The sequence below is a fragment of the Mycolicibacterium litorale genome (genome assembly GCF_010731695.1).
In the GTDB taxonomy this organism is placed as follows: Bacteria; Actinomycetota; Actinomycetes; order Mycobacteriales; family Mycobacteriaceae; genus Mycobacterium; species Mycobacterium litorale.
In genome coordinates, this window is the sequence record NZ_AP022586.1 from 4,113,119 (window position 1) to 4,138,221 (window position 25,103).

Here is a 25,103-nt window from a genome sequence, read left to right on the forward strand (position 1 = left end):
GATTTCACATCACGTCGAAACCGCCGGTCAGACACGTGTCAACTGGTGATTCGGGTGCGTCGACCAACCAGGTGGTTACCCGACCGGGAGGAATTGCTCGCGGGGTGTTTGAGTTGAAGTTACTGATGGGTATAGTCGGCCACAGTTACTGGTGGGTAACTTGCACCGCAGTACCCAACCGCAGGTGGCATTTCTCATCGAGGAGGCAACGTGAGCCACTACAAGAGCAACGTCCGTGACCAGGTCTTCAACCTGTTCGAGGTCCTCGGCGTCGACAAGGCGCTCGGACAGGGCGAGTACAGCGATCTGGACGCCGACACGGCCCGCGAGATGCTCGGCGAGATGGCTCGCCTGGCGGAGGGACCGATCGCCGCATCGTTCACCGACGGTGACCGCAATCCGCCGGTCTTCGACCCCAAGACCCACTCGGTGACGCTGCCCGAGTCCTTCAAGAAATCGGTGCGCGCCACCATCGAAGGCGGCTGGGACAAGGTCGGCCTCGACGAGGAACTCGGCGGCGTGCCCGCACCGAAGGTTCTGCTGTGGGCGCTCAACGAGCACATCCTCGGCGCCAACCCCGCCGTGTGGATGTACGCCGGCGGCGCCGCCTTCGGCCAGATCTTCGCGCACAACGCCACCGAAGAGCAGAAGAAGTGGGCGGTCTTCGCCGCCGAGCGCGGCTGGGGCGCCACCATGGTGCTGACCGAGCCGGACGCCGGCTCCGACGTGGGCGCAGGCCGCACCAAGGCCGTCAAGCAGGACGACGGCTCCTGGCACATCGACGGGGTGAAGCGCTTCATCACCTCCGCCGACTCCGACGATCTGTTCGAGAACATCTTCCACCTGGTGCTGGCCCGCCCCGAGGGCGCAGGCCCCGGCACCAAGGGTCTGTCGCTGTTCTTCGTGCCGAAGTACCTCTTCGACTTCGAGACCGGTGAACTCGGTGAGCGCAACGGCGTGTTCGTCACCAACGTCGAGCACAAAATGGGTCTGAAGGTCTCGGCCACCTGTGAGCTGACCTTCGGCCAGCACGGCGTACCCGCCAAGGGCTGGCTCGTCGGCGAGGTGCACAACGGCATCGCGCAGATGTTCGACGTCATCGAGCAGGCCCGGATGATGGTGGGCACCAAGGCGATTGCGACCCTGTCGACCGGTTACCTCAATGCGCTCGAGTACGCCAAGGAGCGCATCCAGGGCGCCGACATGACCCAGATGACGGACAAGACCGCGCCGCGCGTGTCGATCATGCACCACCCGGACGTCCGCCGGTCGCTGATGACCCAGAAGGCCTACGCCGAGGGTCTGCGCGCGCTGTACCTGTTCACCGCCACCTACCAGGACGTCGCGGTCGCACAGGCAGTGCACGGCGTCGACGGCGACCTCGCACTCAAGGTCAACGACCTGATGCTGCCGATCGTCAAGGGCGTCGGCTCCGAGCAGGCCTACGCCAAGCTGACCGAATCGCTGCAGACCTTCGGTGGTTCCGGCTTCCTGCAGGACTACCCGATCGAGCAGTACATCCGCGACGCGAAGATCGACTCGCTCTACGAGGGCACCACCGCCATCCAGGCGCAGGACTTCTTCTTCCGCAAGATCGTCCGCGACAAGGGTGTGGCGCTGGCGCACGTGGCCGGGCAGATCGAGGAGTTCGTCAAGTCCGAGACCGGCAACGGCCGGCTGAAGGCCGAGCGTGCCCTGCTGGCGACCGCCCTGACCGACGTGCAGGCGATGGCGGCCTCGCTGACCGGATACCTGATGTCCTCGCAGGAGGATCCGAAGAACGTCTACAAGGTCGGCCTCGGCTCGGTGCGGTTCCTGATGAGCGTCGGCGATCTGGTCATCGGCTGGCTGCTGCAGAAGCAGGCCGCCGTGGCCATCGACGCTCTCGATGCCGGCGCGACCGGCGAGGAGAAGGCCTTCTACGAGGGCAAGCTCGCCGTGGCGTCGTTCTTCGCGAAGAACTTCCTGCCGTTGCTCACCAGCACCCGTCAGGTCGTCGAGAACCTCGACAACGAGATCATGGAGCTCGACGAAGCCGCGTTCTGATCCCTTTCACGCTCGAGGCCCCCGCTACGGCGGGGGCCTCTTGCGTGGTGTCACAGCTCCTGTGACCAGTACTCCCCGATCAGATCTTCACCGAAATGATCGTGTGCTTCGCTGCGTTCCAGGGTGAACCCGGCCCGATCGTAGATGCGCCGGGCCGCGGTGAGAACGTCGTTCGTCCACAACATGATTCGCCGGTAACCGGCCCGCCGGGCGAACCGGAGGCACTCGTCGACCAGACGTGAACCGACTCCCGCCCCGCGCGCCCACGGTTCGACCAGAAGCAGCCGCAGCTGCGCGGTGCCGCCTTCGGCGGCCGGCGTGCAGAACACGGATCCGGCCCGGCGCCCGTCGATCTCGGCGATCCACGCCGCGCTGCGCGGGTCGCGGGCGTCGGCGAAGTCGGCCACGATCCTGGCCACCACCGCCTCGAAGTCGGCACCCCAGCCGTACTCCGCGCAGTAGCGTTCGCCGTGCCGCTCGACCACCCACCCGAGGTCCCCGGGTTCGGGGGCGCGCAAGACGAGACCCGTTCCGCCAGTGCGATGTCCGAGCTTCTCCTGGATCACCGACATCGCTGCGGTGAGCTGCTCGCGGTCGGCAGGCGACAGCTCGGCGAGCAGATCGCCGATCGCCGCGACCTGCTTGGCGTCCAGTTCGGCGAAGGCCGCGCGCCCCTCCTCGGTGAGCCGCACCAGCTGACGCCGGCGATCGGTGGTGGAGACCTCCCGCTCGATCAGTGCGCGGGCCTCGAACGCCGACAGCAGCCGGCTCAAGTGCCCCGGGTCGAGGCCGAGCCGCACACGAAGGTCCGCCACCGCGATGTCGCTGGTGTGGGCGATCTCGTAGAGCACCCGCGCCTCGGTCAGCGTGAAGCGCGAGCCAACCAGATCGGGTTGGAGCACCCCGATCACTTTCGTGTAGAAGCGGTTGAACTCACGGACCTGCGACACCACCTCGGCCATAGTTGACAGTGTCAACCAACTCGTTGCTTCGGTCAACCTTTTTCACCGGCCGCCTTGCACTCAGGCGTTCAGGTAGGCCACGACGGCCAGGACGCGGCGGTGGTGGGCCTGCGACGGCGGCAGTTCGAGTTTCGCGAAGATCGCCGACACGTGTTTCTCCACGGCGCGTTCGGTGATCGAAAGGCGCTGCGCCAGCGCACTGTTCGAGTGCCCCTCCGCCATCATGGCCAGCACCTCCCGCTCGCGCGGCGTCAGCCGATCCAAGGCGACGGAGACACTCCGGTTGCCAATCAACTGGCGCACCACCTCGGGATCGAGCGCGGTACCCCCGGCTGCCACCCGCCGGACCGCCGCGTCGAACTCGGCGATGTCGGTCACCCGGTCTTTGAGGAGATAACCCACTCCCTCGGGATGTCCGGCGAGCAGTTCGGTCGCATACCGGGTCTCCACCCATTGCGAGAACACGAGCACCCCGACCTTGGGATGCGAGCGACGCAGCGCGACGGCGGCGACCAGGCCCTCGTCAGTGTGGGTCGGCGGCATCCGGATGTCGACCACGGCGACGTCCGGGGCGTGTTCGCGCACCGCGTCGAGCAACTCATCGGCCGAGCCGACCCTGGCCACCACCTCATGGCCCCGCTCGAGCAGCAGCTGGGCCAGTCCGTCGCGCAGGATCGCGCTGTCCTCCGCGATGACCAGCCGCGTCACTGTCCGGCTCCCGGCGGCACCGTCACGGTGACGGTCGTCGGGCCGCCGGCCGGACTGTCGATGTCGAGCCGACCGTCCAGCATCGCGAGCCGGTCGCGCAGACCGGTCAGGCCGGAGCCGTTGGCGACGTCGACACCACCGGACCCGTCGTCGGTGACGACGATCCGCAACTCGTCCGGATCGCTGTGGATGCGCACGGCGGCGTGCCCGGCACCCGAATGCCTCGACACGTTGGCCAGCAGCTCGGCGACGCAGAAGTAGGCCATGGTCTCCACCCCGATCGACGGCCGAACCCCCAGGTCGACGGAGACCTCGACGGGCACCGGATGGCGGGCGGCCAGCGTCTGCACCGCCGGGCCCAGGCCGAGATCCAGTGCGGGCGGCCGGATTCCGCGAACCAGATCCCGCAGCTCGGTGAGGGTGTCCCTGGTGTTGGCCAGCGCGTCGGACACCAGGTGGCGGGCGCCGCTGACATCCGATGACGCGAGATGCTCTTCGGCACGGGCCAGCGCCATCGCCACGGTGAGCAGCCGCGCCTGCGTACCGTCGTGCAGATCGCGCTCGACGCGACGCAGCGTGGCCGCCGACTCGTCGACGACGCCGTCCCGGGCCCGCTCCAGCTGCCCAACCCGGCGTTGCTGCTCGGTCGGCCCGAGCAGCGTTCCCGCCAGCCACAGGTGCGCCCTGCTCAGTCCCAGCATCAGCCAGCCCAGCAGGTAGAGCCCCAGCATTCCGCCGACGGCGAGCAGCAGGTACAGCGCGAGCGAGTCCACGGGCTCGCCGAACGAGACGACGGGCTCGCCGACTGCCAACCACACGACGGGTGAGGCCACCAGCGTCGTGCACGCCACCAGGCCGACGATCACGGCGTAACCGACCGGCGTCATGACGACCGCGCACAGCGCCAGGAAGCCCAGGCTCCGCCACCCGACCGCGTCGGTCAGTGCGGCCGCGACGGCATGCAGCCTGCCGCCCGGCGGCCGCCTGAACGACGCGGGCCCCTCGATCGTCACGCCGGTCAACCTGGCCAGCCACCGGTACAGCTCGTTCCACGCACGGCCGCTCAGCACGACCACGGCGAGCAACGGAATCCCGATCACCGTGAGGATCAGCAGACCGGACGCCAGACCCGTGACGAAGAGGTACACCACGCCGACGACGGCGAGGATGCTGACCGACACGAAGTACAGGTAGGTCCGCCAAGCGGGCGCCCGCAGCGGGACGAGGACGGTTCGGGTCAGGTCCGGTGAGACCGAGGGCGCGGTCGTGGTCGTGGTCGTGGTCACGGGAACCATCGTGCGCGCACCGCGGGCCGGGTTCCATCGTGGTGCCCGGCCGATTCGAGGTGCGGCTGTCCACACCCCTGAGGGTCAGGCGCCGATGCTCCGCAGCAGCGCGCGCGTACGGGCACGGCCCTCCGCTGAGGCATCGAAGACCGCCCCGACGAACTCGTCGACCCCGGCCGCGCGCACATCGTCCAGCCGCTGCCTCACGGTGTCCTCGTCCCCGATGATCGCGGCGTCCTCCGGTCCCGCGAATCCCTCGCGGTCGAGCATCGCCCGGTACGACGGCAGCTGCCCGTAGATCGCGAACTGCCGAGCGGCTTGAGCCCGCAGGCCGTCGACGTCGTCGGTGACGCTGACCGGTAGCGCGGCGACCACCCGGACGTCGCCGTCGGCGCGCCCCGCGTCCGCGGCGGCCTGGCGGATCGTGGGTCCGACGTGCTCGGCGAGCGTCGTGACCCCCGTCATCCACGTCAGCGTCCCCGCCGTGCGGCGACCGGCCAGCCGCAGCAGTTGCGGACCCAGCGCGGCGAGGTACACCGGCGGCGTCGGCGCCCGGAACTGGAGTGCGCCGCGCGTGGTCACGATCTCGCCGGTCGCATCGGCGGCCTGGCCGTCGAGCAGCGGCTGCAGTCCGTCCAGGTACTCCCGCATGCGGCGCACCGGACGGTCCCAGGAGACACCCCACATGCCTTCGGTCACCATGCGGTGACTCAGGCCGAGGCCGAGAAGGAATCGGCCGTCACCGATGAGGGTCAGGGTCAGCGCTCGCTGCGCCAGCAGCATCGGATGCTGGTTGTGGATCGGCAGGACCCCGGTGCCCACCTCGATGGTGTCGACCTCGCGCAGCGCGACGGCCAGCACGGTGAGGAGATCGGGTTCATAGGGCAGCTGGCTCAGCCAGACCCGGCCGAAGCCCTCGTCGCGGTACTCGGCGAGCTGGCGAACAGTGGCGTCGACGGCGGACAGATCGCCGCCGCCGCTGAGGGATCCGAGAATGCTGATCTGCATGCTGCCCACGCTACGTGGCATGAGGGCGGGTTCGGGAGGACAGTGGGGGCGTCTTCACTGTGTCTCGCGCCGCCGGTTGTTCACCCCTGCACCGGCTATTTGGATCGTCACTCCCGAACCCGTCGTGCGTCCGATCGTACGCCTCGGATTCCCCTCAAACCAGAGGTGCAAGCGGTCGATCGCAGAAAGATGGCCCCGTGTTGCCGTCGGGTCGGGGGGTCAGACGGCAACACGGAGCTATCAGGTGTATCGGCGGGTGCGACGGGGGCGTTACACGTCCCCGGAGAAAAGTTTCAGCAAATTTCTCAGGCCTCGAGAATCGCGGCCACGCCCTGGCCACCGGCGGCGCAGATCGAGATCAGGCCGCGGACCGGCTGGCCGGTCTGCTTCCGCTTCTCCGCCAGCTGCTTGGCCAGCTGCGCCACGATCCGGCCGCCGGTCGCGGCGAACGGGTGCCCAGCCGCCAGCGACGAGCCGTTGACGTTGAGCTTGGAACGGTCGATCGAGCCCAGCGCCGCGTCGAGCCCCAGCCGCTCCTTGCAGTACTCCTCGGACTCCCATGCCTGCAGATGTGCCAGCACCACCGACGCGAACGCCTCGTGGATCTCGTAGAAGTCGAAGTCCTGCAGGGTGAGCCCGTTGCGGGCGAGCAGGCGCGGCACCGCGTAGGTGGGCGCCATCAGCAGGCCGTCGCGCCCGTTGACGTAGTCGACCGCGGCAGTCTCCCCGTCGACGTAGTACGCCAGCGGTTCGACGCCGTGCTGCTGCGCCCACTCCTCGGAGGCCAGCAGCGCGACCGAGGCGCCATCGGTCAGCGGGGTGGAGTTGCCCGCGGTCATCGTGGCGTCGCCGTGCCGGACGCCGAACACCGGCTTGAGCTTGGCCAGCTTCTCGGCCGACGAATCCGCGCGCAGGTTGTTGTCCCGGTAGACCCCGAGGAACGGCGTGACCAGGTCGTCGAAGAATCCGCGGTCGTACGCGGCGGCCATGTTGCGGTGGCTGGCGGCGGCCAGTTCGTCCTGCTCGACGCGCTTGATGCCCATCTCCTTGGCGGTGATGGCGGCGTGCTCGCCCATCGACATGCCGGTGCGCGGTTCGCTGTTGACGGGGATCTCGATGCCGACCGCGGCGGGCAGCTTGCCGACGAGCTTGAGCCGGTCGACGTTGGACTTGGCGCGCCGCAGCCCCAGCAGCGTCTTGCGCAGCTCGTCGCCGAAGGCGATCGGGGCGTCGGAGGTGGTGTCCACGCCGCCGGCCGCCGCCGACTCGTAGCGGCCGGCCGCGATGCCGTCGGCCGCCGCGATGGTGGCCTGCAGACCGGTGCCGCACGCCTGCTGGATGTCGAAGGCGGGGGTGTACGACGACAGCGCGCTGCCGAGCACGCACTCGCGCATCAGGTTGAAGTCGCGGCTGTGTTTGAGCACCGCGCCGCCGATGACCGCGCCGAGCTTCTCGCCCTGCAGGTTGAAGCGCTCGACCAGCCCACCCAGGGCCGCGGTGAACATGTCCTGGTTGGACGCGTTCGCGTATGCGCCATCCGAGCGGGCGAAGGGAATCCGATTGCCGCCCACGACGGCGACCCGTCGCATCGTTCTGCCGTCAGCCACGTTTGCCTCCACTGTCGTTCCGGCTATGTAACACCCGATATTACCCACCGTTCTTACTCAGGAGTAAGTTCGGAGGGGATCCTCCACTCCGCGGACGAAAGGCAGCAGAAGTGGCCTCCGACATCTATACCCAAATTGTTCACTCGGGCCCCGGTTCCTTCCTCGCCAAACAGCTGGGCGTCCCGCAGCCGGAAACCCTGCGCCGTTACCGGCCGGGTGAGCCGCCGCTGCCCGGCGCCCTGCTGATCGCCGGTGAGGGTCGCATCGTCGAACCCTTGCGCGCCGCCTTGGCCGAGGACTACGACGTCGTCGCCAACAACATCGGCGGCCGGTGGGCCGACACCTTCGGCGGGCTGGTCTACGACGCCACCGGCATCACCGAACCGGAGGGCCTCAAGGGGCTGTACGAGTTCTTCACCCCACTGCTGCGCAACCTCACCCCGAACGCGCGGCTGGTCGTCATCGGCACCGATCCCGACGAGGCGTCGAGCCCCCACGAGCAGATCGTTCAGCGCGCGCTGGAAGGCTTCACCCGCTCGCTGGCCAAGGAACTGCGTCGGGGGGCGACCGCATCGCTGGTGTACGTGTCGCCGCAGGCCAAGACCGCCGCCACCGGCCTAGAGTCGACGATGCGGTTCATCCTGTCCGGCAAGTCCGCCTACGTCGACGGCCAGGTGTACCGGGTCGGCCCGGACGACGCCGCGCCACCCGCCGACTGGGACAAGCCGCTGGCCGGCAAGGTCGCGGTCGTGACGGGCGCGGCGCGCGGCATCGGCGCGACGATCGCCGAGGTGTTCGCCCGTGACGGCGCGGCCGTCGTCGCCGTCGACATGAAAGCTCCAGAGGGGGCGACGGATGAATTGGCCAAGGTCGCCGAGAAGGTCGGCGGTACCGCCCTGACCCTCGACGTGACCGCTCCCGACGCCGTCGACAAGATCGCCGCGCACGTCCGCGAACATCACGGCGGCAAGCTCGACATCCTCGTCAACAACGCCGGCATCACCCGCGACAAGCTGCTGGCCAACATGGACGAGGGCCGCTGGGACTCGGTGATCGCGGTCAACCTGCTCGCCCCGCTGCGGCTGACCGAGGGGCTGGTGGACAACGGCGTCCTCGGCGAGGGCGGCCGGGTGGTCGGCCTGTCCTCGATGGCCGGGATCGCCGGCAACCGCGGGCAGACGAACTACGCCACCACCAAGGCCGGGATGATTGGGCTCACCGATGCGCTGGCCGACAAACTGCGCGAAAAGGGCATCACGATCAACGCCGTCGCTCCGGGGTTCATCGAGACCAAGATGACCGAGGCCATCCCGTTCGCCACCCGCGAGGTGGGCCGCCGGCTCAACTCGCTCTACCAGGGCGGTCAGCCCGTCGACGTCGCCGAGACCATCGCCTACTTCGCCAGCCCGGCGTCGAATGCGGTGACGGGCAACACCATTCGGGTGTGCGGCCAAGCCATGCTGGGGGCCTGACATGAGTGGACAACCCAGCGGGACCAGGAATCTGCTGCGCGCGGCGGCCGGTGCGCTGCCGTTCGTCCCCCGCGGCGAGTCGCTGCCCGATCGCACGCTGACCGTCGACGAGTTGACGATCGATCCCGTCAACGTCGCCGAGTACGCCGCTGTGACCGGTCTGCAGTTCGGGGACACCGTGCCGTTGACCTACCCGTTCGCGCTCACCTTCCCGACGGTGATGGCGCTGGTGACCGGATTCGACTTCCCGTTCGCGGCAATGGGTTCGGTGCACATCGAGAACCACATCACCCAGCACCGGCCCATCTCGGTCAGCGACACCGTCTCCGTCGCGGTGCACGCCGAGAACCTGCGCGAGCACCGGCGCGGTCTGCTGGTCGACGTGGTCACCGACGTCAAGGTGGGCAACGAGCTGGCGTGGCACCAGGTGACGACGTTCCTGCACCAGCAGCGCACCAGCCTGTCCGATCAGCCGAAGCCGCCCCCGCAGAAGCAACCGAAACTCGGCCCGCCCAACGCGTTGCTCAGCGTCACCGCCGGCCAGATCCGGCACTACGCGTCGGTCAGTGGAGACCACAACCCCATCCACACCAACCCCGTCGCCGCCAAACTGTTCGGCTTCCCGACCGTGATCGCCCACGGCATGTTCTCGGCGGCGGCGGTGCTGGCCAACATCGAGGGTCAGTTGCCCGGGGCGGTGCAGTATTCGGTGCGGTTCGCCAAACCCGTCGTGCTGCCGGCCAAGGCGGGGCTCTACGTCGACCGCAGCGCCGACGGCGGCTGGAACCTCACACTGCGCAACCTCAAGAAGGGTGAGCCGCATCTGACGGGCACGGTCCGCGCACTGTAGACGCGAGCACAGTCGGTCGCCGAGACTGCGGTGAGATCACCGATTCTCGAGATTTCGTGATCTCCCAGCAGTCTCGGCGTCGGCGGAATCAGCCCCGAAACCCCGGCGATCGGCTCTACCATTCAGCCATGATCCGGGCGTGCCTGGCTCTATCGGTGGCCGCGACCACAGCTCTGGCAGGTGTCGTCGGCGCCACCGACGCGCACGCCCAACCCTCCCCACCATGCACGTTCACCCTCTCGAACCCCGTCGTGGTGCCGGACGCCGGTGCCCCCGCCGTCGCCGCCACATTGCAACCGGTCGAGTGCGGGTGGTCCGCCGAACCGGACTACACCGTGGCCTGCTTACAGATCACCGGCAACCCGGCCACCACATGCGTGCAGTCGCGTGGCCGGGACGGCGCACGGGTCGTCTATTCGCCCTACGTCCCCGGTACCAGCTACACCGCGACGGGCAGGGGATGCGGGAGGTGGGTCGGGCAGCCGCCGGCACCACTCTGTCAGCATCTCGGTCCGTACACCGCGATGCTCTGACGGCAAACACCGAGACGGCACGCACTGAGTTTCGTACAGTGCTGCCGTGAGCACCTCGAAGGTTCCGCCGGTGCGGGTGGCCCGCGCCGTCGAAGGACTGCGGTACGGCCTCGATCGGCTGCGTCAGAGAAGTGCGCCGCCGTCGGCGGTCATGCTGGAGAAGATCCTCGGCGCATGGGTCGCCCAGGGCATCACGGTGGCGGCCGACCTGAAGGTGGCCGACGCACTCGCCGACGGACCGCTGCCGATCGGCGAACTGGCGCAGCGGGTCGGCGCGAATCCTGACGCCCTGGCACGGCTGATGCGGGCGTTGATCGGAGAGGGCGTCTTCACCCAGCGTCGCGACGGCCGATACGCGTTGAACGCACTGGGTGAGACCTTGCGCACCGACGCGCCGATGTCGGTGGCCGGGATGGCGCGGATGGTCGGACACCCCGCCCACCGCGAACACTGGAGCGCGTTGCTCGACGCGGTCCGCACGGGCGAGGCGACCGTCCCGAAGCTGCGGGGCATGCCGGGGTTCGAGTACCTCGCCCAGAACGCCGAACTGGGCGAGATCTTCAACGACGCCATGACGAACCTGTCCGAGACCGCGGTGGTCCCGCTGACCGCGGCCTACGACTTCAGCCCGTTCGCCAAGATCCTCGACGTCGGCGGCGGCCACGGCCGGTTCCTGGCGGCGATCCTGGCCGCCACCCCGTCGGCGCGCGGCGTGCTCTACGACCTGCCGCAGGTCGTCGAGGGCGCTCCCGAACTGCTCGGCAGGCACGGTGTCGCCGACCGGGTCGAGATCGTCGGCGGATCCTTCTTCGACAGCGTGCCGGCCGGCGCGAACGCCTACGTCGCCAAGAACGTGATCCACGATTGGCCCGACGATCAGGCGCTGACCATCCTGCGTAACATCCGCGCCGCCGCCGACACCGGCGCCGTCCTGCTGCTGGCCGAGTTCGTCATCCCGGAACACCCCCGTGCGTTCATCGGCAACTGGACGGATCTGGAGATGCTGATGGCCACCGCCGCCCGCGAGCGCACCGAGGCGGAATATCGGAAACTGTTCGAACAGGCCGGATTCCAATTGACCAGGGTGGTGCCGACGGTCGCCCCGATCAGCCTGATCGAGGGCAGGGCGGTCTAGTTCGACGCGACGGCGGCGTCGGCGTCCTTGACCGCGCCCGCGTCGCTGCGCTCCTGCCCGCCGGTGTCCGACGGCGTGCCCTTCAGGCCGCGCCAGAACAGGTTGATCATCAGCTCGGCGGCCTCGTCGACATCGGCGTCGCCGGTGCTGACGCGGGTGGCGATCGCCTCACCCGCACCGACGAGCGCGACGGCCATCATCTCGAAGTCGGTGTCCGGTTCGGGATGACGAGTGCCCTCCTGCAGCAGCCGGCTGACCAGTTCGATGATGCGTTCACGGCCCTCGCGCACGGTGTGGGCGAAGGCCTGGGAACTGGTCGCCTGCGTGTACAGCACCATCCAGGAGGCCCGGTTGGTGTCGATGTAGGTGAGGAACGACAGCACCGCGTTACGCAGCAGGTCCCGCGCGCCCTGGGTGAAGTCGATCTTGCTGCGTACCTCGTCGACGAAGCGGCTGAGCTCACGGTCCAGGCAGGCGCCGAACAGCTCCTCCTTGGAGCCGTAATAGAGGTACAGCATCGGTTTGGAGATCTGCGCCTCCGCGGCGATGGCGTCCATCGACGTCTCGTGATAGCCGTTCACCGAGAACATCTGCACGGCCGCGTCGAGCATCTGCTGCTCGCGCACCGCGCGGGGCAAACGCTTGGTTCCACCGGCCATCGCTCCAGGGTAAGCAATCAGCGACCACGAGGCGGACTCAGGACGCCTTGCGCGCGACGGTCCACTGCAGCAAGGTCGAGGTCGAGGAGGTCGCTCTATGCCGGTTGATGAACACCTCGACGTGTTCGCCGGTGTGCGCGCCGAGGTGCCCGACGGCCTCGCCCGACACCTGCGTGACGCCGACCTCGTCGACCACCACGTGCACGGCGCGTTCACCGGACCCGTCGACCGGGCCGGGTTCGAGGCCGCCCTCAACGAGGGGTCGACCGATCCGGTGCCGGAGTTCATGACGCAGTTCGACTCACCGATCGGACTGGCGATCCGCCGGTGGTGTGCCCCGGTGCTGGGCCTCGAGCCGCTCGCGAGCGGCGACGAATACTGGTCGCGGCGAGCGCAATTCGGACCCGACGAGCTCTCCGGGCGCTTCCTGCGCGCCGCCGGGGTGGCGCGCTGGGTGGTCGACACGGGCTTCAAGGGCGACCAGATCAGCACGCCGGAACAGATGACCGCGTCCAGCGGCGTCGCGGCGTCATCGATTCTGCGGCTGGAACGGCTGACCGAGGACCTGCTCGAGGCCGGCGCCGCAGCACCGGACTATCCGCAGGCGTTCCGGGCGGCTCTCGACCGCGCCGTGGCCGATCCGGACACTGTCGGGGTGAAGACCATCGCGGCGTACCGCACCGGCTTCGACGTCGACTGGTCACGTCCGGACGAGGCGGCCGTGGTCGAGTCCGCGGGACGGCTCGCCGCGCGGGGCGGAGAGCTACGGGTCGACGATCCGGTGCTGATCGCATTCGCGGTGCACGAGGCGGCCGACCGGGGGCTGCCCATCCAGGTGCACGTGGGCTTCGGTGACCGCGACCTCGACCTGCACCGCACGGATCCGCTACTGCTGTTACCACTGCTGCGCACGATGAGGCCCGTCCCCGTCATGCTGCTGCATTGCTATCCGTTCCACCGCCACGCCGGCTACCTCGCCCAGGCGTTCGACCACGTGCACTTCGACGTGGGGCTCGCGATCAACCACCTGGGCGTGCGGTCGACGTCGCTGGTCGCCGAGGCGCTGGACACCGCGCCGTTCGCCAAACAGCTGTACTCGTCCGATGCGTTCGGACCGCCCGAGCTGCACCTGCTCGGCTCGGTGCTGTGGCGGCGCGCGATGGGCCTGGTGCTCGGGGACTGGATCCGCACCGGCAACTGCACCGAAGCCGATGCCATCCGGATCGTGGACATGATCGGCGTGCACAACGCCGAACGGGTGTACGGGTTCAGCCGCCGCAGCGCGGATTCGGGCCTTTGACCGCCGCCATTCGCAGCACCGACTGATCGACGCGCGCCATCGTCAGCTCGCCGCCGGCCAACGCCTGTTCGAGCCGGTCGAGCACCGCGGGCACCTCGGCCGTCGTCACCCACAGCGCGGTGTCGGCGCCGGCCTGCAGTGCGCGCAGCGCCGCGTCGGCCACCCCGTACCGGTCGGTGATCGCCCGCATGCTGGAGATGTCGTCGGTGAACACCGGGCCGTTGAAGCCAGGGCCGCCGTAGCCACCGGATCGCAACAGTTGGTAGGCGGCCGGGCTCAGGCTGGCCGGATCGCTGCCGGTCAGCCCGGGCACCTGCATGTGGCCGACCATCACGCCGACCGGGGCCTGCGTCGTCAGTGTGCGGTACGGCACGAGGTCGGAGTTCTGGAGCTCGGACAGCGGTGGGGTTACGACGCCCTCGGTGTGCGAGTCGCCGGAGGCGTTGCCGTGGCCCGGGAAGTGTTTGAGAACCGGCAGCACACCGGCGTCGCGCAGGCCGCGGGCGTACGCGCCGGCGAACTCGGTGACCGTCGCCGGGTCGTCTCCGAAGGATCGGTCACCGATGGCGGCACTGGCACCCGTGAGGTCGACGACCGGCGCGAAGTCGATCGTGACCCCGAGTCCGCGCATCGCCCGGCCGCGCTCCAACGCGATGCCGTAGACCTGCTCGGGCGTCGAGCTCTGCGCGAGAGCGCGGGCCGAGGGCTGGCTGCCGATGAGCCCGGCCAGCCGCGACACCCGGCCGCCCTCCTCGTCGACGCTGACCGCCAGCGGAAGCGGTCCCGCCGAACCGGCGATCTCGGCCAGCGGAGCTCCCATCATGGACAGATCCGTCCAGCTGCCGATCATGATGCCGCCGATGTGGTGGTTGTCGACGACCGCGCGGGCGTCGGCGGCGTCGGACACCCCGACCATCAGCAGCTGGGCGAGTTTGTCGCGGGTCGACAGCTCGGAGAGCACCGCCGCGCCCTGACCGCACGCGGGGGCGCCGGGCGCCAGCGGCACCGGCGCCTTCAGCGGGACGTTCGGGGCGGCCGTGGCCGCAATACCGACCTCGGCGGACGTCGGTGCGGCCGCCGGTTCCTGCGCGGGCGACGAGCACGCCACCAGCAATCCAGACGTCGCGACCAGTGTGCACAGTCCTCGGGTCCAAGCCATGGGCCCTGACACTAACCGCTTCGGCAGCGGGGGTCGATGTCCTAGGGTCGGGGAAGACACGAGGAGGTGTGATGACCGCCGAAGCCGACGACTCGGCCGCGGAGGTCATGGTGATCGCCTTCGACGGCACCGACAACGCCCGGCGGGCCGTGCACTACGCCGGCCGATTCCTGTCCAGCAACCGCGCGGTCGTGCTCACGGTGTGGACTCCGGCATACCGCGGACCCGAACCTGTGCCGCTGGATCTCGACGGACCGCCGGACCCGCTGCCGGACCTCGACGACGAGGACATGGCGTACGCCGACGCCCTGCGCATCAACGCCGAAGGCATCACCCTCGCCCGGTCCGCGGGCCTGGCCGCAGAACCGCTGTGCGCGGCCTCGACGAGCACCGTGTGGAACACGATCATCGAGACGGCCGACGCGCTGGACGCCGACCTGATCGTCACCGGCACCCGCGGCACCACCGGGCTGCGCTCGCTGCTGCAGTCCAGCGTGGCCGACCGGGTGCTGCGGCACGGGCACCGTCCGGTGCTCATCGTGCCGCCGGGCCGCTGAGCGGCCGCATGCTAGTTTTGGCGCCATGGATCGGTTCATCGTCCCCGCCGCGGCCAGCATCGTCGTGGGCCTGCTGCTCGGGGCGGCGGCCGTGTTCGGGGTGACGCTGATGGTGCAGGAGGACAGCAAGCCTCCGCTCCAAGCGGGCGATCCGGCGTCATCGGTACTCAACAGGGTCGAGTACGGCGACCGCACTTAGTTCCCGGTTCGCCCCCGCACCGTCCGTAGCCGCTGACGCAGCACAGCCGCTCTCCCGGCGGTGGATGTGGGTGGCCGCCGTCGTGGCCCTCGTCCTGGCATTCGCCCAGTCGCCCGGACAGATCTCGCCCGACACCAAACTCGACCTCACCGCGAATCCCCTGCGGTTCCTCGCCCGCGCGGCCAACCTGTGGAACAGCGACCTGCCGTTCGGCCAGGCCCAGAACCAGGCCTACGGCTATCTCTTCCCGCACGGCACCTTCTTCCTCGCCGGTGACCTCCTCGGCCTGCCCGGCTGGGTGACCCAGCGGCTGTGGTGGGCGCTGCTGCTGACCGTCGGCTTCTGGGGTGTGGTGCGGGTCGCCGAGGCGCTCGGCCTCGGCAGCCCGGCGTCCCGGGTCATCGGCGCGGTCGCTTATGCGCTGTCGCCACGGGTGCTCACCACGTTGGGCGCCCTGTCGTCGGAGACGCTGCCGATGATGCTGGCGCCGTGGGTCCTGCTGCCGGTCATCCTGGCATTGGGCGGGACCGGAGGGATGGGAGTACTGAGGCGCGGGCCGGGTTCGACACGGCTGCTGGCCGCCCGGTCCGCGGGGGCGATCGCGCTGATGGGCGCCGTGAACGCGGTGGCGACCCTGACCGGCTGTCTGGCCGCGGTGCTCTGGTGGGCGTGCCATCGGCCCAACCGGCTGTGGCTGCGGTTCACCGCATGGTGGTTCGGGTGTGCGGCGCTCGCCGTGCTGTGGTGGGTGATCCCGCTGCTGCTGCTCGGCCGGATCAGCCCGCCGTTCCTCGACTTCATCGAATCGTCCGGTGTCACCACGCAGTGGATGTCGCTGACCGAGATGCTGCGCGGTACCGGCAGCTGGACACCGTTCGTCGCCCCGACCGCGACGGCCGGTTCGACGCTGGTCACCGGCAGCCTCGCGGTGCTGGCGACGTCGCTGATCGCCGCGGCCGGGCTGGCCGGTCTGGCGCTGCGCTCGATGCCGGCCCGCGGCCGGCTGATCACCATGCTGCTGGTCGGGGTGGCGCTGCTCGCGGCGGGTTACTCCGGCGGGCTGGGCTCCCCGGTCGCCGCCGCCGTGCAGGCGTTCCTCGACGGGGACGGCACGCCGCTGCGCAACCTGCAGAAGCTCGACCCGGTGGTGCGGTTGCCGCTCGCGCTCGGGGTGATCCACCTGCTGGCCCGCATCCCGCTGCCGGGCAGCGCACCGCGCCCGGTGTGGCTGCAGGCGTTCGCCCATCCCGAGCGGGACCGCCGGGTGGCCGTGGCCATCGTCGTCCTCGCCGCGGTCGCCGCCGGGACGTCGCTGGCGTGGACGGGCCGGCTGACCCCGCCCGGGGCGTTCACCGCGATCCCCGGCTACTGGCACGAGACCGCCCGGTGGCTGGACGCCAACAACACCGGCGATCCCACCGCGGGACGGGTACTGGTCGCGCCCGGCGCGCCGTTCGCCACCCAGGTGTGGGGCAGCAGCCACGACGAACCGCTGCAGGTGCTCGGCGACAGCCCGTGGGGGGTGCGCGATTCGATCCCGCTGACCCCGCCGGAGACGATCCGCGCCCTCGACTCGGTGCAACGCCTGTTCGCCTCCGGCCGGCCCTCCGCGGGGCTCGCCGACACCCTTGCCCGGCAGGGCATCTCGTACGTGGTGGTGCGCAACGACCTGGATCCCGAATCGTCGCGCTCGGCGCGGCCGGTGCTGGTGCACCGCGCGATCGACGGCTCCCCCGGCCTGACCAGGGTGGCGCAGTTCGGCGACCCGGTCGGCGCGGGCACCCTCGAGGGGTTCGTCTCCGACAGCGGGCTGCGGCCACGCTATCCGGCGGTGGAGATCTACCGCGTCGAGGCGCAGCGCAACCCGTCGGCGCCGTATCTGGTGGACGCCGACGCGATGGCCCGGGTCGACGGCGCCCCCGAGGCGTTGCTGCGGCTCGACGAACGCCGCCGCCTGCTCGACCGGCCGCCGCTGGGCCCCATGCTGCTCACCGCCGACGCCGAACGCGCCGGCCTGGCCGCGCCGCTGGTCACCGTCACCGACACCCCGGCGGCGCGGGAGACCGACTACGGCCGCGTCGACGACCACTCCTCGGCGATCCGCACCCCCGACGATCCGCGGCACACCTTCAACCGGGTCCCCGATTACCCGTCGAGAGGCGCCGACCTCGTGTACGGCCGGTGGACGGGCGGACGGCTGTCGGTGTCGAGTTCGGCCGCCGATTCGACCGCGCTGCCCAACGTCGCACCGGCCACCGGCCCGACCGCCGCCATCGACGCCGACACGTCGACCAGCTGGGTGTCCAACGCCCTGCAGTCCGCCCTCGGGCAGTGGCTGCAGGTCGACTTCGACAAACCGGTCACCAACGCCACCATCACCGTCACGCCGAGCGCCACCGCGGTCGGCGCGCAGATCCGGCGGATGGAGGTGGCGACCGTCAACGGCACCAGCACCCTGCGGTTCGAAGAGGCGGGCAAACCGCTGACCGTCGCCCTGCCCTACGGCGAGACCCCGTGGGTGCGGATCACCGCGACCGGTACCGACGACGGGTCGGCGGGTGTGCAGTTCGGCATCACCGACCTGTCGGTCACCCAGTACGACGCCAACGGGTTCGCCACGCCGATCCAGTTACGGCACACCGTGGCGGTGCCCGGACCGCCCGCGGGGTCGGCCGTGGCGCAGTGGGATCTCGGCTCGGAACTGCTGGGCCGGCCGGGCTGCGTCGACAGTCCTGACGGCGTGAAATGCGCTGCGGCGATGGCACTCTCACCCGAAGAGCCGGTCAACCTGAGCCGGACCCTGACGGTGCCCGAGCCGACGCAGGTGCAGCCGACGGTGTGGGTGCGCGCACGGCAGGGGCCGCGACTGGCCGAGCTGATCCGCCAGCCCGGCACCACCCTGGTCGCCGGTGACGCCGACGCCCTCGACGTCCTCGGCTCGGCCTTCGCCGCCGGGGACGGCGATCCGCGCACGGCGTGGACGGCGCCGCAGCGCGTCGTCCAGCACCGGACCCCGCCGACCCTGACGCTGACGTTGCCCGCCCCGACCGAGGTCGCCGCGCTGCGCATCACGCCGAGCGCGACGGAACCGCCCGCCCATCCGACGATGGTGGCCGTCGACCTCGGCAACGGCCCGCAGGCGCGTCGCCTCTCCGGAGACAGCGGGACGGAGACCATCGCCCTCGCGCCGCACCGCACCGACACCGTCGAGGTGTCGCTGCTGAACTGGAACGACATCATCGACCGCACGTCGCTGGGCTTCGATCAGCTCAAACCGCCCGGCCTGGCGGAGGTCACCGCGCTGGACCGGGGTGGCAATCCGATCGGGGCGGCCGACGGGTCCCGCAACCGCGCCCGCGCCGTGCACCTGCCGTGCGGACAGGGCCCGATCATCGGTGTCGCCGGACAGTTCGTGCCCACGTCGGTGACCACCACCGTCGGCGCGCTGCTCGACGGCGAACCGGTGCCGGCGCGGCCCTGCCGTACCGAACCGATCGCACTGCCCGCCGGTGAGCAGGAACTCCTGATCAGCCCGGGCGCCACCTTCGTCGTCGACGGCGTCCAGCTGGCCACCCCGAAGGCCCGCGACATCGCTCCCGCATCGGCCACCCCGGCCGACACCGGTGTCTGGGACGCCGACCGGCGCGAGGTGACAGTGACCGGGGCACAGCGCGACCGCGTGCTGGTGGTGCCCGAGAGCGTCAACCCCGGCTGGCGGGCTCGCGGGCCGGGCGGCGACGAGCTGACCCCGATCGTGGTCAACGGCTGGCAGCAGGGCTGGGTGGTGCCCGCTGACACCGACGGCACCGTCACACTGTCCTTCCGGTCGAACACGCTCTACCGCGCCGGGCTGATCGTCGGTCTGGCATTGCTGCCGGTCCTCGCCCTGCTCGCGCTGCTGCCCGCACGCCGCCGCCGAGACGACCAGCCCGCCCGCCCGTGGCAGCCGCCGGTCGCGCTGGCCGCGGCCGGGGCGCTCACGGTCGGGTCGGTGATCTCCGGGGTCGCCGGGGTGCTCGTGGTCGGCGGTGCGCTCGGGATCGGGTACCTGTTGCGTCGCCGCGAACGGCTCCGCGACCGGCTGGTCCTCGTGGGGAGCGCCGGTGGCCTGACGCTGGCGGGAATGGTGCTGTCCCAGCACCCGTGGCGTTCGGTGGACGGCTACGTCGGGCACTCGGCCGGTGTGCAGCTGCTGGCGCTGGTGTCGGTGGCGGTGCTGGCCGCCTCCGCGGTGCCGCTCAGCGGACGGACCGCACCGCGATGAAGTGACGCAGCGTCGATTCGCCGTGCACGAACCTCTCGATCTCCCGCTCGAGGGCGAGGTCCAGTCCGGTCTGCCGGACGAGGTGCTGGCGCAGGTGTTCGTCCCAGCTCCGGACGAGGAAGAGCTCGACGAACGTGTCGGCGGACTCGCCGCTGCGGAACAGTCCCCACTGCATCGCCCCGGTGCGCTGCCGCGACCGGCGAACCCGCGCCATCACCTCGAGGAATCCCGCCTCGTCCTCGGGCGCCACCAGGTAGGACTGCAGCACGACGACCGGCCCGTCGTGCGGATCGGGTTCGAACACCAGCGCCGGCTCACCCCAGTGCGCCGACGGCGTCACGTCGAGGTTGCCGGTGGCGGGGTGCAGTGGCCACCACAGCACCGACACGGCGCACGCGGCCAGCAGTGCGGCGCTGATCAGAAGCGCCGTCACCCCGCTGGTCGCGCCGGCGACCAGACCCCACACCAGCGAGCCGATCGCCTGCCCGCCCATGAACGCCAGCTGGTAGACCGACAGTCCCCGCGCCCGCACCCACGCCGGGAGGCTCAGCTGCATCGAGGCGTTCAGCGTCGACAGCGTCAGCAACCACGACAGCCCACCCAGTACCAGCGCGACGAGCACGACGGCCATGATGTGCACGGTCGCGAGGACCACGGTCGCGACGGCGAAACCGACGGCCGCGGCGGCCAGCAGCTGGTTGTTCCCGAAGGCGGCCTGCAACCGCGACAACGCCACCGCGCCCAGTACCGCGCCCACACCCAGCGCGCCGAGCAGCACCCCGTATCCCGACGACGACAGGCTCAGCTGATTCGCGGCGATGACCGCGAGCAGACCCCACAGCGCGCTGGCAGGCGCGATGAACAGCACGGTCCGCAGCAGGATCCGCCGCACCACCGGTGAGCTGCGGATGAAGCGGCCGCCCGCGCTCAGCGCGGACAGCGGGCGTTCGACGGGCATCAGCGCTTCGGTGGTGGGCCGCCGCCACGCCAGCAGGACGATCACGATGCCGACGAACGAGATCGCGTTGAGCGCGAACACCGTGGTCGGCCCGGACACGCTGACCAGCACGCCGGCCACCGCGGGCCCGATCGCCCTCGCGCCGTTCATGCTCATGCTGGTCAGCGCGGCCGCTGCCGGAATCTGTTCGCGCGGAACGAGTTCCGGCTGGATCGCCTGCCACGCCGGGGCCGTCAGCGCCTGGCCGCACCCGATCAGGAAGAGCAGGAGCAGCAGCACCGTCGGGGTGGCCAGCCCGAACCCGCTGAGTGTCGCCAGCGCCGCCACCCCTGAGGCCATCGCGCCCTGGGTGGCGATCAGCAGTCTGCGCCGGTCGACCAGGTCGGCCAGCACGCCCGAGGGCAGGGCCAGCAGCATGACGGGCAGGGTCGTCGCTGTCTGCACCAACGGAACCAGGACCGCGGCCCCGGGATCGCCGACCAGCATCCACTGCGCGCCCACGGTCTGCATCCAGGTGCCGAGGTTCGACACGAACTGCGCGATCCACAGCGCCCGGTACACCGGGGATGCGAGCGGCGCCCACGAGGACACCACGGGTCGGGTGCGGGGTGTAGCCATACGGGTCCCTCCTCGGGGTCGGTACCGGGTACCCACTGCGGCGGCCGGTAAGAACCGGCGTGCCGCCGATCCCGCCAAACGCCGACACCCCCGGATCGGCCGCCCTAGCATCGGGCTTGTGCCACAGTTGAATACCGCAGCTGGAGCGATCGACACCGCGGACCTCGGCGTCACGCTCATGCATGAGCACGTGTTCATCATGACCACCGAGATCCTGCTCAACTATCCCGGTGCGTGGGGTGACGAGGCCGAGCGGGAGGCCGACGCGATCCGCCGGCTCGACGAGCTGAAGGCCCGCGGGGTCGACACGATCGTCGACCTCACCGTGGTGGGGCTCGGCCGCTACATCCCGCGGATCGCCCGCATCGCCGCGGCCACCGACCTCAACATCGTCGTCGCGACGGGGCTCTACACCTACAACGACGTGCCGTTCTTCTTCCACTTCACCGGCCCGGGCACCCCGTTCGGCGGCGACGAGTACATGACCGACATGTTCGTCGGCGACATCGAGCACGGCATCGCCGACACCGGCGTGAAAGCCGCGATCCTCAAATGTGCCACCGACGAACCCGGCCTCACCCCGGGTGTGGAGCGGGTGCTGCGGGCCGTCGCCCAGGCCCATCGGCAGACCGGCGTACCGATCTCGACCCACACCCACGCCGCCACCCGCCGCGGGCTCGAACAGCAGCGCGTCTTCGCCGAGGAGGGTGTCGACCTGTCCCGGGTGGTGATCGGCCACTCCGGGGACACCACCGACCTCGGCTACCTCGAGGAGCTCATGGCGGCGGGCTCCTACCTCGGGATGGACCGCTTCGGCATCGACGCGTATCTGCCGTTCGAGGACCGGGTGGCCACGGTGGCGGCGCTCTGCGAACGCGGGCACGCCGACCGGATGGTGCTGTCCCACGACACCGCCTGTTTCTTCGACGCGCTGCCGGAGGAGACGGTGACGCAGACCATGCCGAACTGGCATTATCTGCACATTCACAACGACGTGCTGCCCGCGTTGCGCGCCCGCGGCGTCACCGAGGAGCAGATCACCACCATGCTGGTCGAAAATCCGCGGCGCATCTTCGAGCACTCGGGCGGGTACTGACGTGGTCGACGGCGTACCTCCGATCGGAACCCAGTTCTCGCACCTGGCCGCGCGGGATCCCGACGCACCGGCGGTCACCTGCGCCGGTCGCACCGTCACCCGCGGCGAACTCGACGCGGCGACGAACCGGCTGGCTCGCGCGTTCGCCGAACTCGGTGTGCGACAGGGTGATTACGTGACGGTGCTGCTCCCGAACTCGATCGGGTGGGTGCAGGCGGTACTCGCGGCGTGGAAGCTGGGTGCGGTGCCGCAACCGTTGTCCGCCCGGCTACCCGACGCCGAACTGGCCGGGCTGCTGGCGCTGCGCCCACCCGCGCTGCTCGTCGGCCGCGACGACCCCAACGGCATATCACCCAGTGTTTCAGTCGATTTCGTGCCCGATCCCACCCTGTCGGCCGAACCGCTACCGGAGGCCGTGTCGCCGGTGTGGAAGTCGATGGCGTCGGGCGGCAGCACCGGCCGGCCGAAGCTCATCGAGGCCGGCGGCGACAGCCGGGTGCCACCGGCGATCGGCGTGCCGCTGGGCGCCGAGCCCGGTGACGTCAACCTGATCTCGGTGCCGATGAGTCACAACACCGGGTTCACCACGTTCGCGATCGGGCTGCTGATGGGACACCACCTGGTGGTCATGCCCCGGTTCGACCCGCACGAGTTCCTGCGCCTGGTCACCCAGCACCGGGTCACGTTTCTGACCACGGTGCCCACGATCATGCAGCGGCTGCTGCCGGTGTACCGGTCCGATCCGCAGGCCTACGACCTGACGTCGATCCGGCGGTTCTGGCATGTCGGCGCACCGTGCCCGCCGGCGGTGAAGGAGGCGTGGATCCATCTGCTGGGTCCGCAGGTGCTGTGGGAACTGTACGGCGGCACCGAGTTACAGGCGCTGACGTTCATCTCCGGCGAGCAGTGGCTGGCGCATCGCGGTTCGGTCGGCGTCGTGGTGGCCGGGGAGATGACGGTGCTCGACGACGACGGCAACCGCTGCCCGCCCGGCGTGGTCGGCGAGATCTACATGCGCCGTTCGCCGGGCGCCGCCCCCACCTACCGCTACATCGGCAGCACCGCCAAGAGCCGCGACGGCTGGGACTCGCTGGGCGACCTCGGCTACTTCGACGAGGACGGCTTCCTCTACCTCAACGACCGGCGCGTCGACATGTTCACCGTCGGCGGGCGCAACGTGTACCCGGCCGAGATCGAGTCGGCGCTCTCCGCGCATCCCGACGTGCTGTCGTGCCTCGTCGTCGGTGTCCCCGACGGCGACCTCGGCCAGGTGCCCTATGCGCTCGTCCAGCCGGCGCCCGGGTCGGCGCTCGACGAAGCGGCGGTGACGGAGTTCGTCGCCGGACAACTCGCGGGCTACAAGGTGCCGCGCACCGTCGAGTTCACCGACCAGCCGCTGCGCGACGACGCCGGCAAGGCGCGCCGGTCGGCCGTGCGCGCCGAGGTCATCGCGAGATCGGCTCCGCAACGTCGCTGACCGCACTGTCGAGCGGCGGCGCGCGGTGCGCGGGGGTGGCGCGGCGGAACTCCCACCGCCGCAGCGCCTCGCGGCACGGGCTTTCGACCAGCGCGTAGCTCACCGCCGCGAGCGCGAAGCCGAACGCCAGCGTCAACGCCAGCACCAGCGGCATGTGGCCGTTGAACGCGAATTCGCCGACCATCGGGAACACCATCGCCAGCGCCGCGAGGTGCCAGACGAACAAGCCGTAGGACCACCGGCCGAGCGTCACCATCACGCGGCTGCCCAGGATGCGGTGCGCGGTGTCCGGCCGGTCGAGCACGAGCGGCGCCAGCAGCGCCCCGGCGAGCACCGCACCCATCGCGGTCTTGAGTGTGACCTGGCCGACGGTGCCCGGCTGAAGTCCCTCGCGGCCGGCCAGCGGCGACGCGGCGATCGTGAACGCGGCGACCGCGATCAGCCCCATCAGCATCCGGCGCCGCGCCAGGCGGTGCGCCCACCCGACCGGCATCACGGTCAGCTCCGCCAGCACCATGCCGGCGGCGAACCACGAGAAGAACGCGGGCGGCCAGTTCCACAGGTTGTGCCCGGAGTCCGGGTCGAACGGGATGTACACCCACAGCAGGCTCGCCGCCGCCACGGCGAGGAGGACCGGGATGCGCGCCGCGACGGGCAGCCGCCGCGCGAGCAGCGCCAGCACGGGCAGCACCAGATAGAAGGTGACCTCCACCGACAGGCTCCACATCTGGGTCAGCCCGGCGGTCAGGGTGAGTGGCACGTAGATCTGCGTCAGGGTGAGGTTGGCCAGCCACACCGTCAGGTCCGGTTTCGTGTCCGGGAACACCGCCAGGATGATCACGACCGCGACCAGATAGCCCGGCATGATGCGCACGATGCGCGACCGCAGGTAGTGCGCGGTCGGCGGGGCGGCGCGCAGACCGCGCGCCGCGGCGGCGTGACCGCGCCACAGCAGGAACCCCGACAGCGCGAAGAACACCGCGACCGCGAGGTCGAAGCGGCCGAAGAACCGCCCGTCGGCACCGCCGGTGTGCCCGGTCTGGAAGGCCACGTGGGTGACGACGACGCCGATGGCCGCGCAGGCCCGCAGCCCCTCGACGGCGGGCAGGAAGGATCGCGTGCCGCCGATCTCCTGGGTGCTCGTCACGGCGACCAGTGTGCCAGCGTGGCAGGTCGAGCAGGCCGGGGCACATGGTCTCGTAGTAAGTT

The 25,103-nt window shown here is 70.3% G+C and carries 20 protein-coding genes; 11 read left to right on the plus strand and 9 right to left on the minus strand.

The genetic code is table 11. The annotated features are described in order from the left end of the window. The first annotated feature begins 210 nt into the window (after positions 1 to 210). The gene (locus G6N30_RS19560; RefSeq protein WP_134058205.1) at positions 211 to 2,046 is read left to right on the plus strand and encodes an acyl-CoA dehydrogenase; all 1,836 of its coding nucleotides are present in this window, start codon (positions 211 to 213) and stop codon (positions 2,044 to 2,046) included. Between the two features lie 50 nt (positions 2,047 to 2,096). On the opposite strand, the gene G6N30_RS19565 is transcribed toward G6N30_RS19560, so the two are convergent. The 5 genes from G6N30_RS19565 to G6N30_RS19585 all read right to left on the minus strand — a co-directional run bounded on the left by G6N30_RS19565 (position 2,097) and on the right by G6N30_RS19585 (position 7,599). Continuing rightward, on the minus strand, positions 2,097 to 3,008 hold the full coding sequence (locus G6N30_RS19565; RefSeq protein WP_134058207.1) for a bifunctional helix-turn-helix transcriptional regulator/GNAT family N-acetyltransferase: 912 nt from the start codon (positions 3,006 to 3,008) through the stop codon (positions 2,097 to 2,099). Positions 3,009 to 3,068: 60 nt separating this feature from the next. After that, complete coding sequence (locus G6N30_RS19570) at positions 3,069 to 3,716, minus strand: response regulator transcription factor (protein WP_134058209.1); 648 nt, start codon at positions 3,714 to 3,716, stop codon at positions 3,069 to 3,071. Then, positions 3,713 to 5,011 (minus strand): sensor histidine kinase, encoded by a 1,299-nt coding sequence (locus tag G6N30_RS19575; protein ID WP_134058211.1) that lies wholly within the window; start codon positions 5,009 to 5,011, stop codon positions 3,713 to 3,715. Before G6N30_RS19575 ends, G6N30_RS19570 begins: the two co-directional genes overlap by 4 nt. Positions 5,012 to 5,086: 75 nt before the next feature. Beyond that, positions 5,087 to 6,010 (minus strand): TIGR03564 family F420-dependent LLM class oxidoreductase, encoded by a 924-nt coding sequence (locus tag G6N30_RS19580; protein WP_134058213.1) that lies wholly within the window; start codon positions 6,008 to 6,010, stop codon positions 5,087 to 5,089. Between the two features lie 305 nt (positions 6,011 to 6,315). Further along, positions 6,316 to 7,599, minus strand: coding sequence for an acetyl-CoA C-acetyltransferase (locus G6N30_RS19585; RefSeq protein ID WP_134059247.1), 1,284 nt, complete (start codon positions 7,597 to 7,599; stop codon positions 6,316 to 6,318). A gap of 128 nt (positions 7,600 to 7,727) precedes the next feature. On the opposite strand from G6N30_RS19585, the gene G6N30_RS19590 reads away from it, so the two are divergent. The 4 genes from G6N30_RS19590 to G6N30_RS19605 all read left to right on the plus strand — a co-directional run bounded on the left by G6N30_RS19590 (position 7,728) and on the right by G6N30_RS19605 (position 11,607). Continuing rightward, a complete protein-coding gene (locus tag G6N30_RS19590) occupies positions 7,728 to 9,089 on the plus strand; it encodes a 3-oxoacyl-ACP reductase (RefSeq protein WP_134058215.1) in 1,362 nt (453 codons plus the stop codon). A gap of 1 nt (position 9,090) precedes the next feature. Then, a complete protein-coding gene (locus G6N30_RS19595) occupies positions 9,091 to 9,939 on the plus strand; it encodes a MaoC/PaaZ C-terminal domain-containing protein (RefSeq protein ID WP_134058216.1) in 849 nt (282 codons plus the stop codon). A gap of 128 nt (positions 9,940 to 10,067) precedes the next feature. After that, positions 10,068 to 10,472, plus strand: coding sequence for a hypothetical protein (locus G6N30_RS19600; RefSeq protein WP_134058218.1), 405 nt, complete (start codon positions 10,068 to 10,070; stop codon positions 10,470 to 10,472). Between the two features lie 46 nt (positions 10,473 to 10,518). Beyond that, positions 10,519 to 11,607, plus strand: coding sequence for a methyltransferase (locus tag G6N30_RS19605; protein ID WP_134058219.1), 1,089 nt, complete (start codon positions 10,519 to 10,521; stop codon positions 11,605 to 11,607). Here the strand turns inward: G6N30_RS19605 and G6N30_RS19610 are convergent. Beyond that, the gene (locus tag G6N30_RS19610) at positions 11,604 to 12,266 is read right to left on the minus strand and encodes a TetR/AcrR family transcriptional regulator (protein WP_134058221.1); all 663 of its coding nucleotides are present in this window, start codon (positions 12,264 to 12,266) and stop codon (positions 11,604 to 11,606) included. The genes G6N30_RS19605 and G6N30_RS19610 overlap by 4 nt on opposite strands. Before the next feature lie 97 nt (positions 12,267 to 12,363). Between G6N30_RS19610 and G6N30_RS19615 the strand changes: the two genes are divergently transcribed. Then, positions 12,364 to 13,566 carry an amidohydrolase family protein gene (locus G6N30_RS19615; RefSeq protein WP_134058223.1) on the plus strand — a complete coding sequence of 401 codons (1,203 nt, stop codon included), beginning with the start codon at positions 12,364 to 12,366 and terminating at the stop codon, positions 13,564 to 13,566. Here G6N30_RS19615 and G6N30_RS19620 read toward each other — a convergent pair. Beyond that, entirely contained in the window at positions 13,535 to 14,725 is a 1,191-nt protein-coding gene (locus G6N30_RS19620; RefSeq protein WP_166674617.1) for a glycoside hydrolase family 3 N-terminal domain-containing protein, read from the minus strand. The genes G6N30_RS19615 and G6N30_RS19620 overlap by 32 nt on opposite strands. A 71-nt stretch (positions 14,726 to 14,796) precedes the next feature. Here G6N30_RS19620 and G6N30_RS19625 point away from each other — a divergent pair, with 71 nt between their 5' ends. The 3 genes from G6N30_RS19625 to G6N30_RS19635 all read left to right on the plus strand — a co-directional run bounded on the left by G6N30_RS19625 (position 14,797) and on the right by G6N30_RS19635 (position 19,745). After that, positions 14,797 to 15,282: a universal stress protein gene (locus G6N30_RS19625; protein WP_134058227.1), complete on the plus strand. Its 486-nt coding sequence runs from the start codon at positions 14,797 to 14,799 to the stop codon at positions 15,280 to 15,282. A gap of 25 nt (positions 15,283 to 15,307) precedes the next feature. Continuing rightward, positions 15,308 to 15,481 (plus strand): DUF2613 domain-containing protein, encoded by a 174-nt coding sequence (locus G6N30_RS19630; RefSeq protein ID WP_134058229.1) that lies wholly within the window; start codon positions 15,308 to 15,310, stop codon positions 15,479 to 15,481. Positions 15,482 to 15,545: 64 nt separating this feature from the next. Next, the gene (locus G6N30_RS19635; protein WP_134058231.1) at positions 15,546 to 19,745 is read left to right on the plus strand and encodes an alpha-(1->3)-arabinofuranosyltransferase; all 4,200 of its coding nucleotides are present in this window, start codon (positions 15,546 to 15,548) and stop codon (positions 19,743 to 19,745) included. Here the strand turns inward: G6N30_RS19635 and G6N30_RS19640 are convergent. After that, positions 19,720 to 21,321 (minus strand): MFS transporter, encoded by a 1,602-nt coding sequence (locus tag G6N30_RS19640; protein ID WP_134058233.1) that lies wholly within the window; start codon positions 21,319 to 21,321, stop codon positions 19,720 to 19,722. The genes G6N30_RS19635 and G6N30_RS19640 overlap by 26 nt on opposite strands. 118 nt (positions 21,322 to 21,439) lie before the next feature. Between G6N30_RS19640 and G6N30_RS19645 the strand changes: the two genes are divergently transcribed. Together G6N30_RS19645 and G6N30_RS19650 are read left to right on the plus strand one after the other, a co-directional pair. Then, positions 21,440 to 22,417: a phosphotriesterase family protein gene (locus G6N30_RS19645; protein ID WP_134058235.1), complete on the plus strand. Its 978-nt coding sequence runs from the start codon at positions 21,440 to 21,442 to the stop codon at positions 22,415 to 22,417. A 1-nt stretch (position 22,418) separates the two neighbouring features. Beyond that, positions 22,419 to 23,894, plus strand: a complete 1,476-nt coding sequence (locus tag G6N30_RS19650) for an AMP-binding protein (RefSeq protein ID WP_134058237.1) — start codon at positions 22,419 to 22,421, stop codon at positions 23,892 to 23,894. On the opposite strand, the gene G6N30_RS19655 is transcribed toward G6N30_RS19650, so the two are convergent. Beyond that, complete coding sequence (locus G6N30_RS19655) at positions 23,863 to 25,041, minus strand: acyltransferase family protein (protein ID WP_134058239.1); 1,179 nt, start codon at positions 25,039 to 25,041, stop codon at positions 23,863 to 23,865. The two genes, G6N30_RS19650 and G6N30_RS19655, sit on opposite strands and share 32 nt — an antisense overlap. Positions 25,042 to 25,103 lie beyond the last annotated feature (62 nt).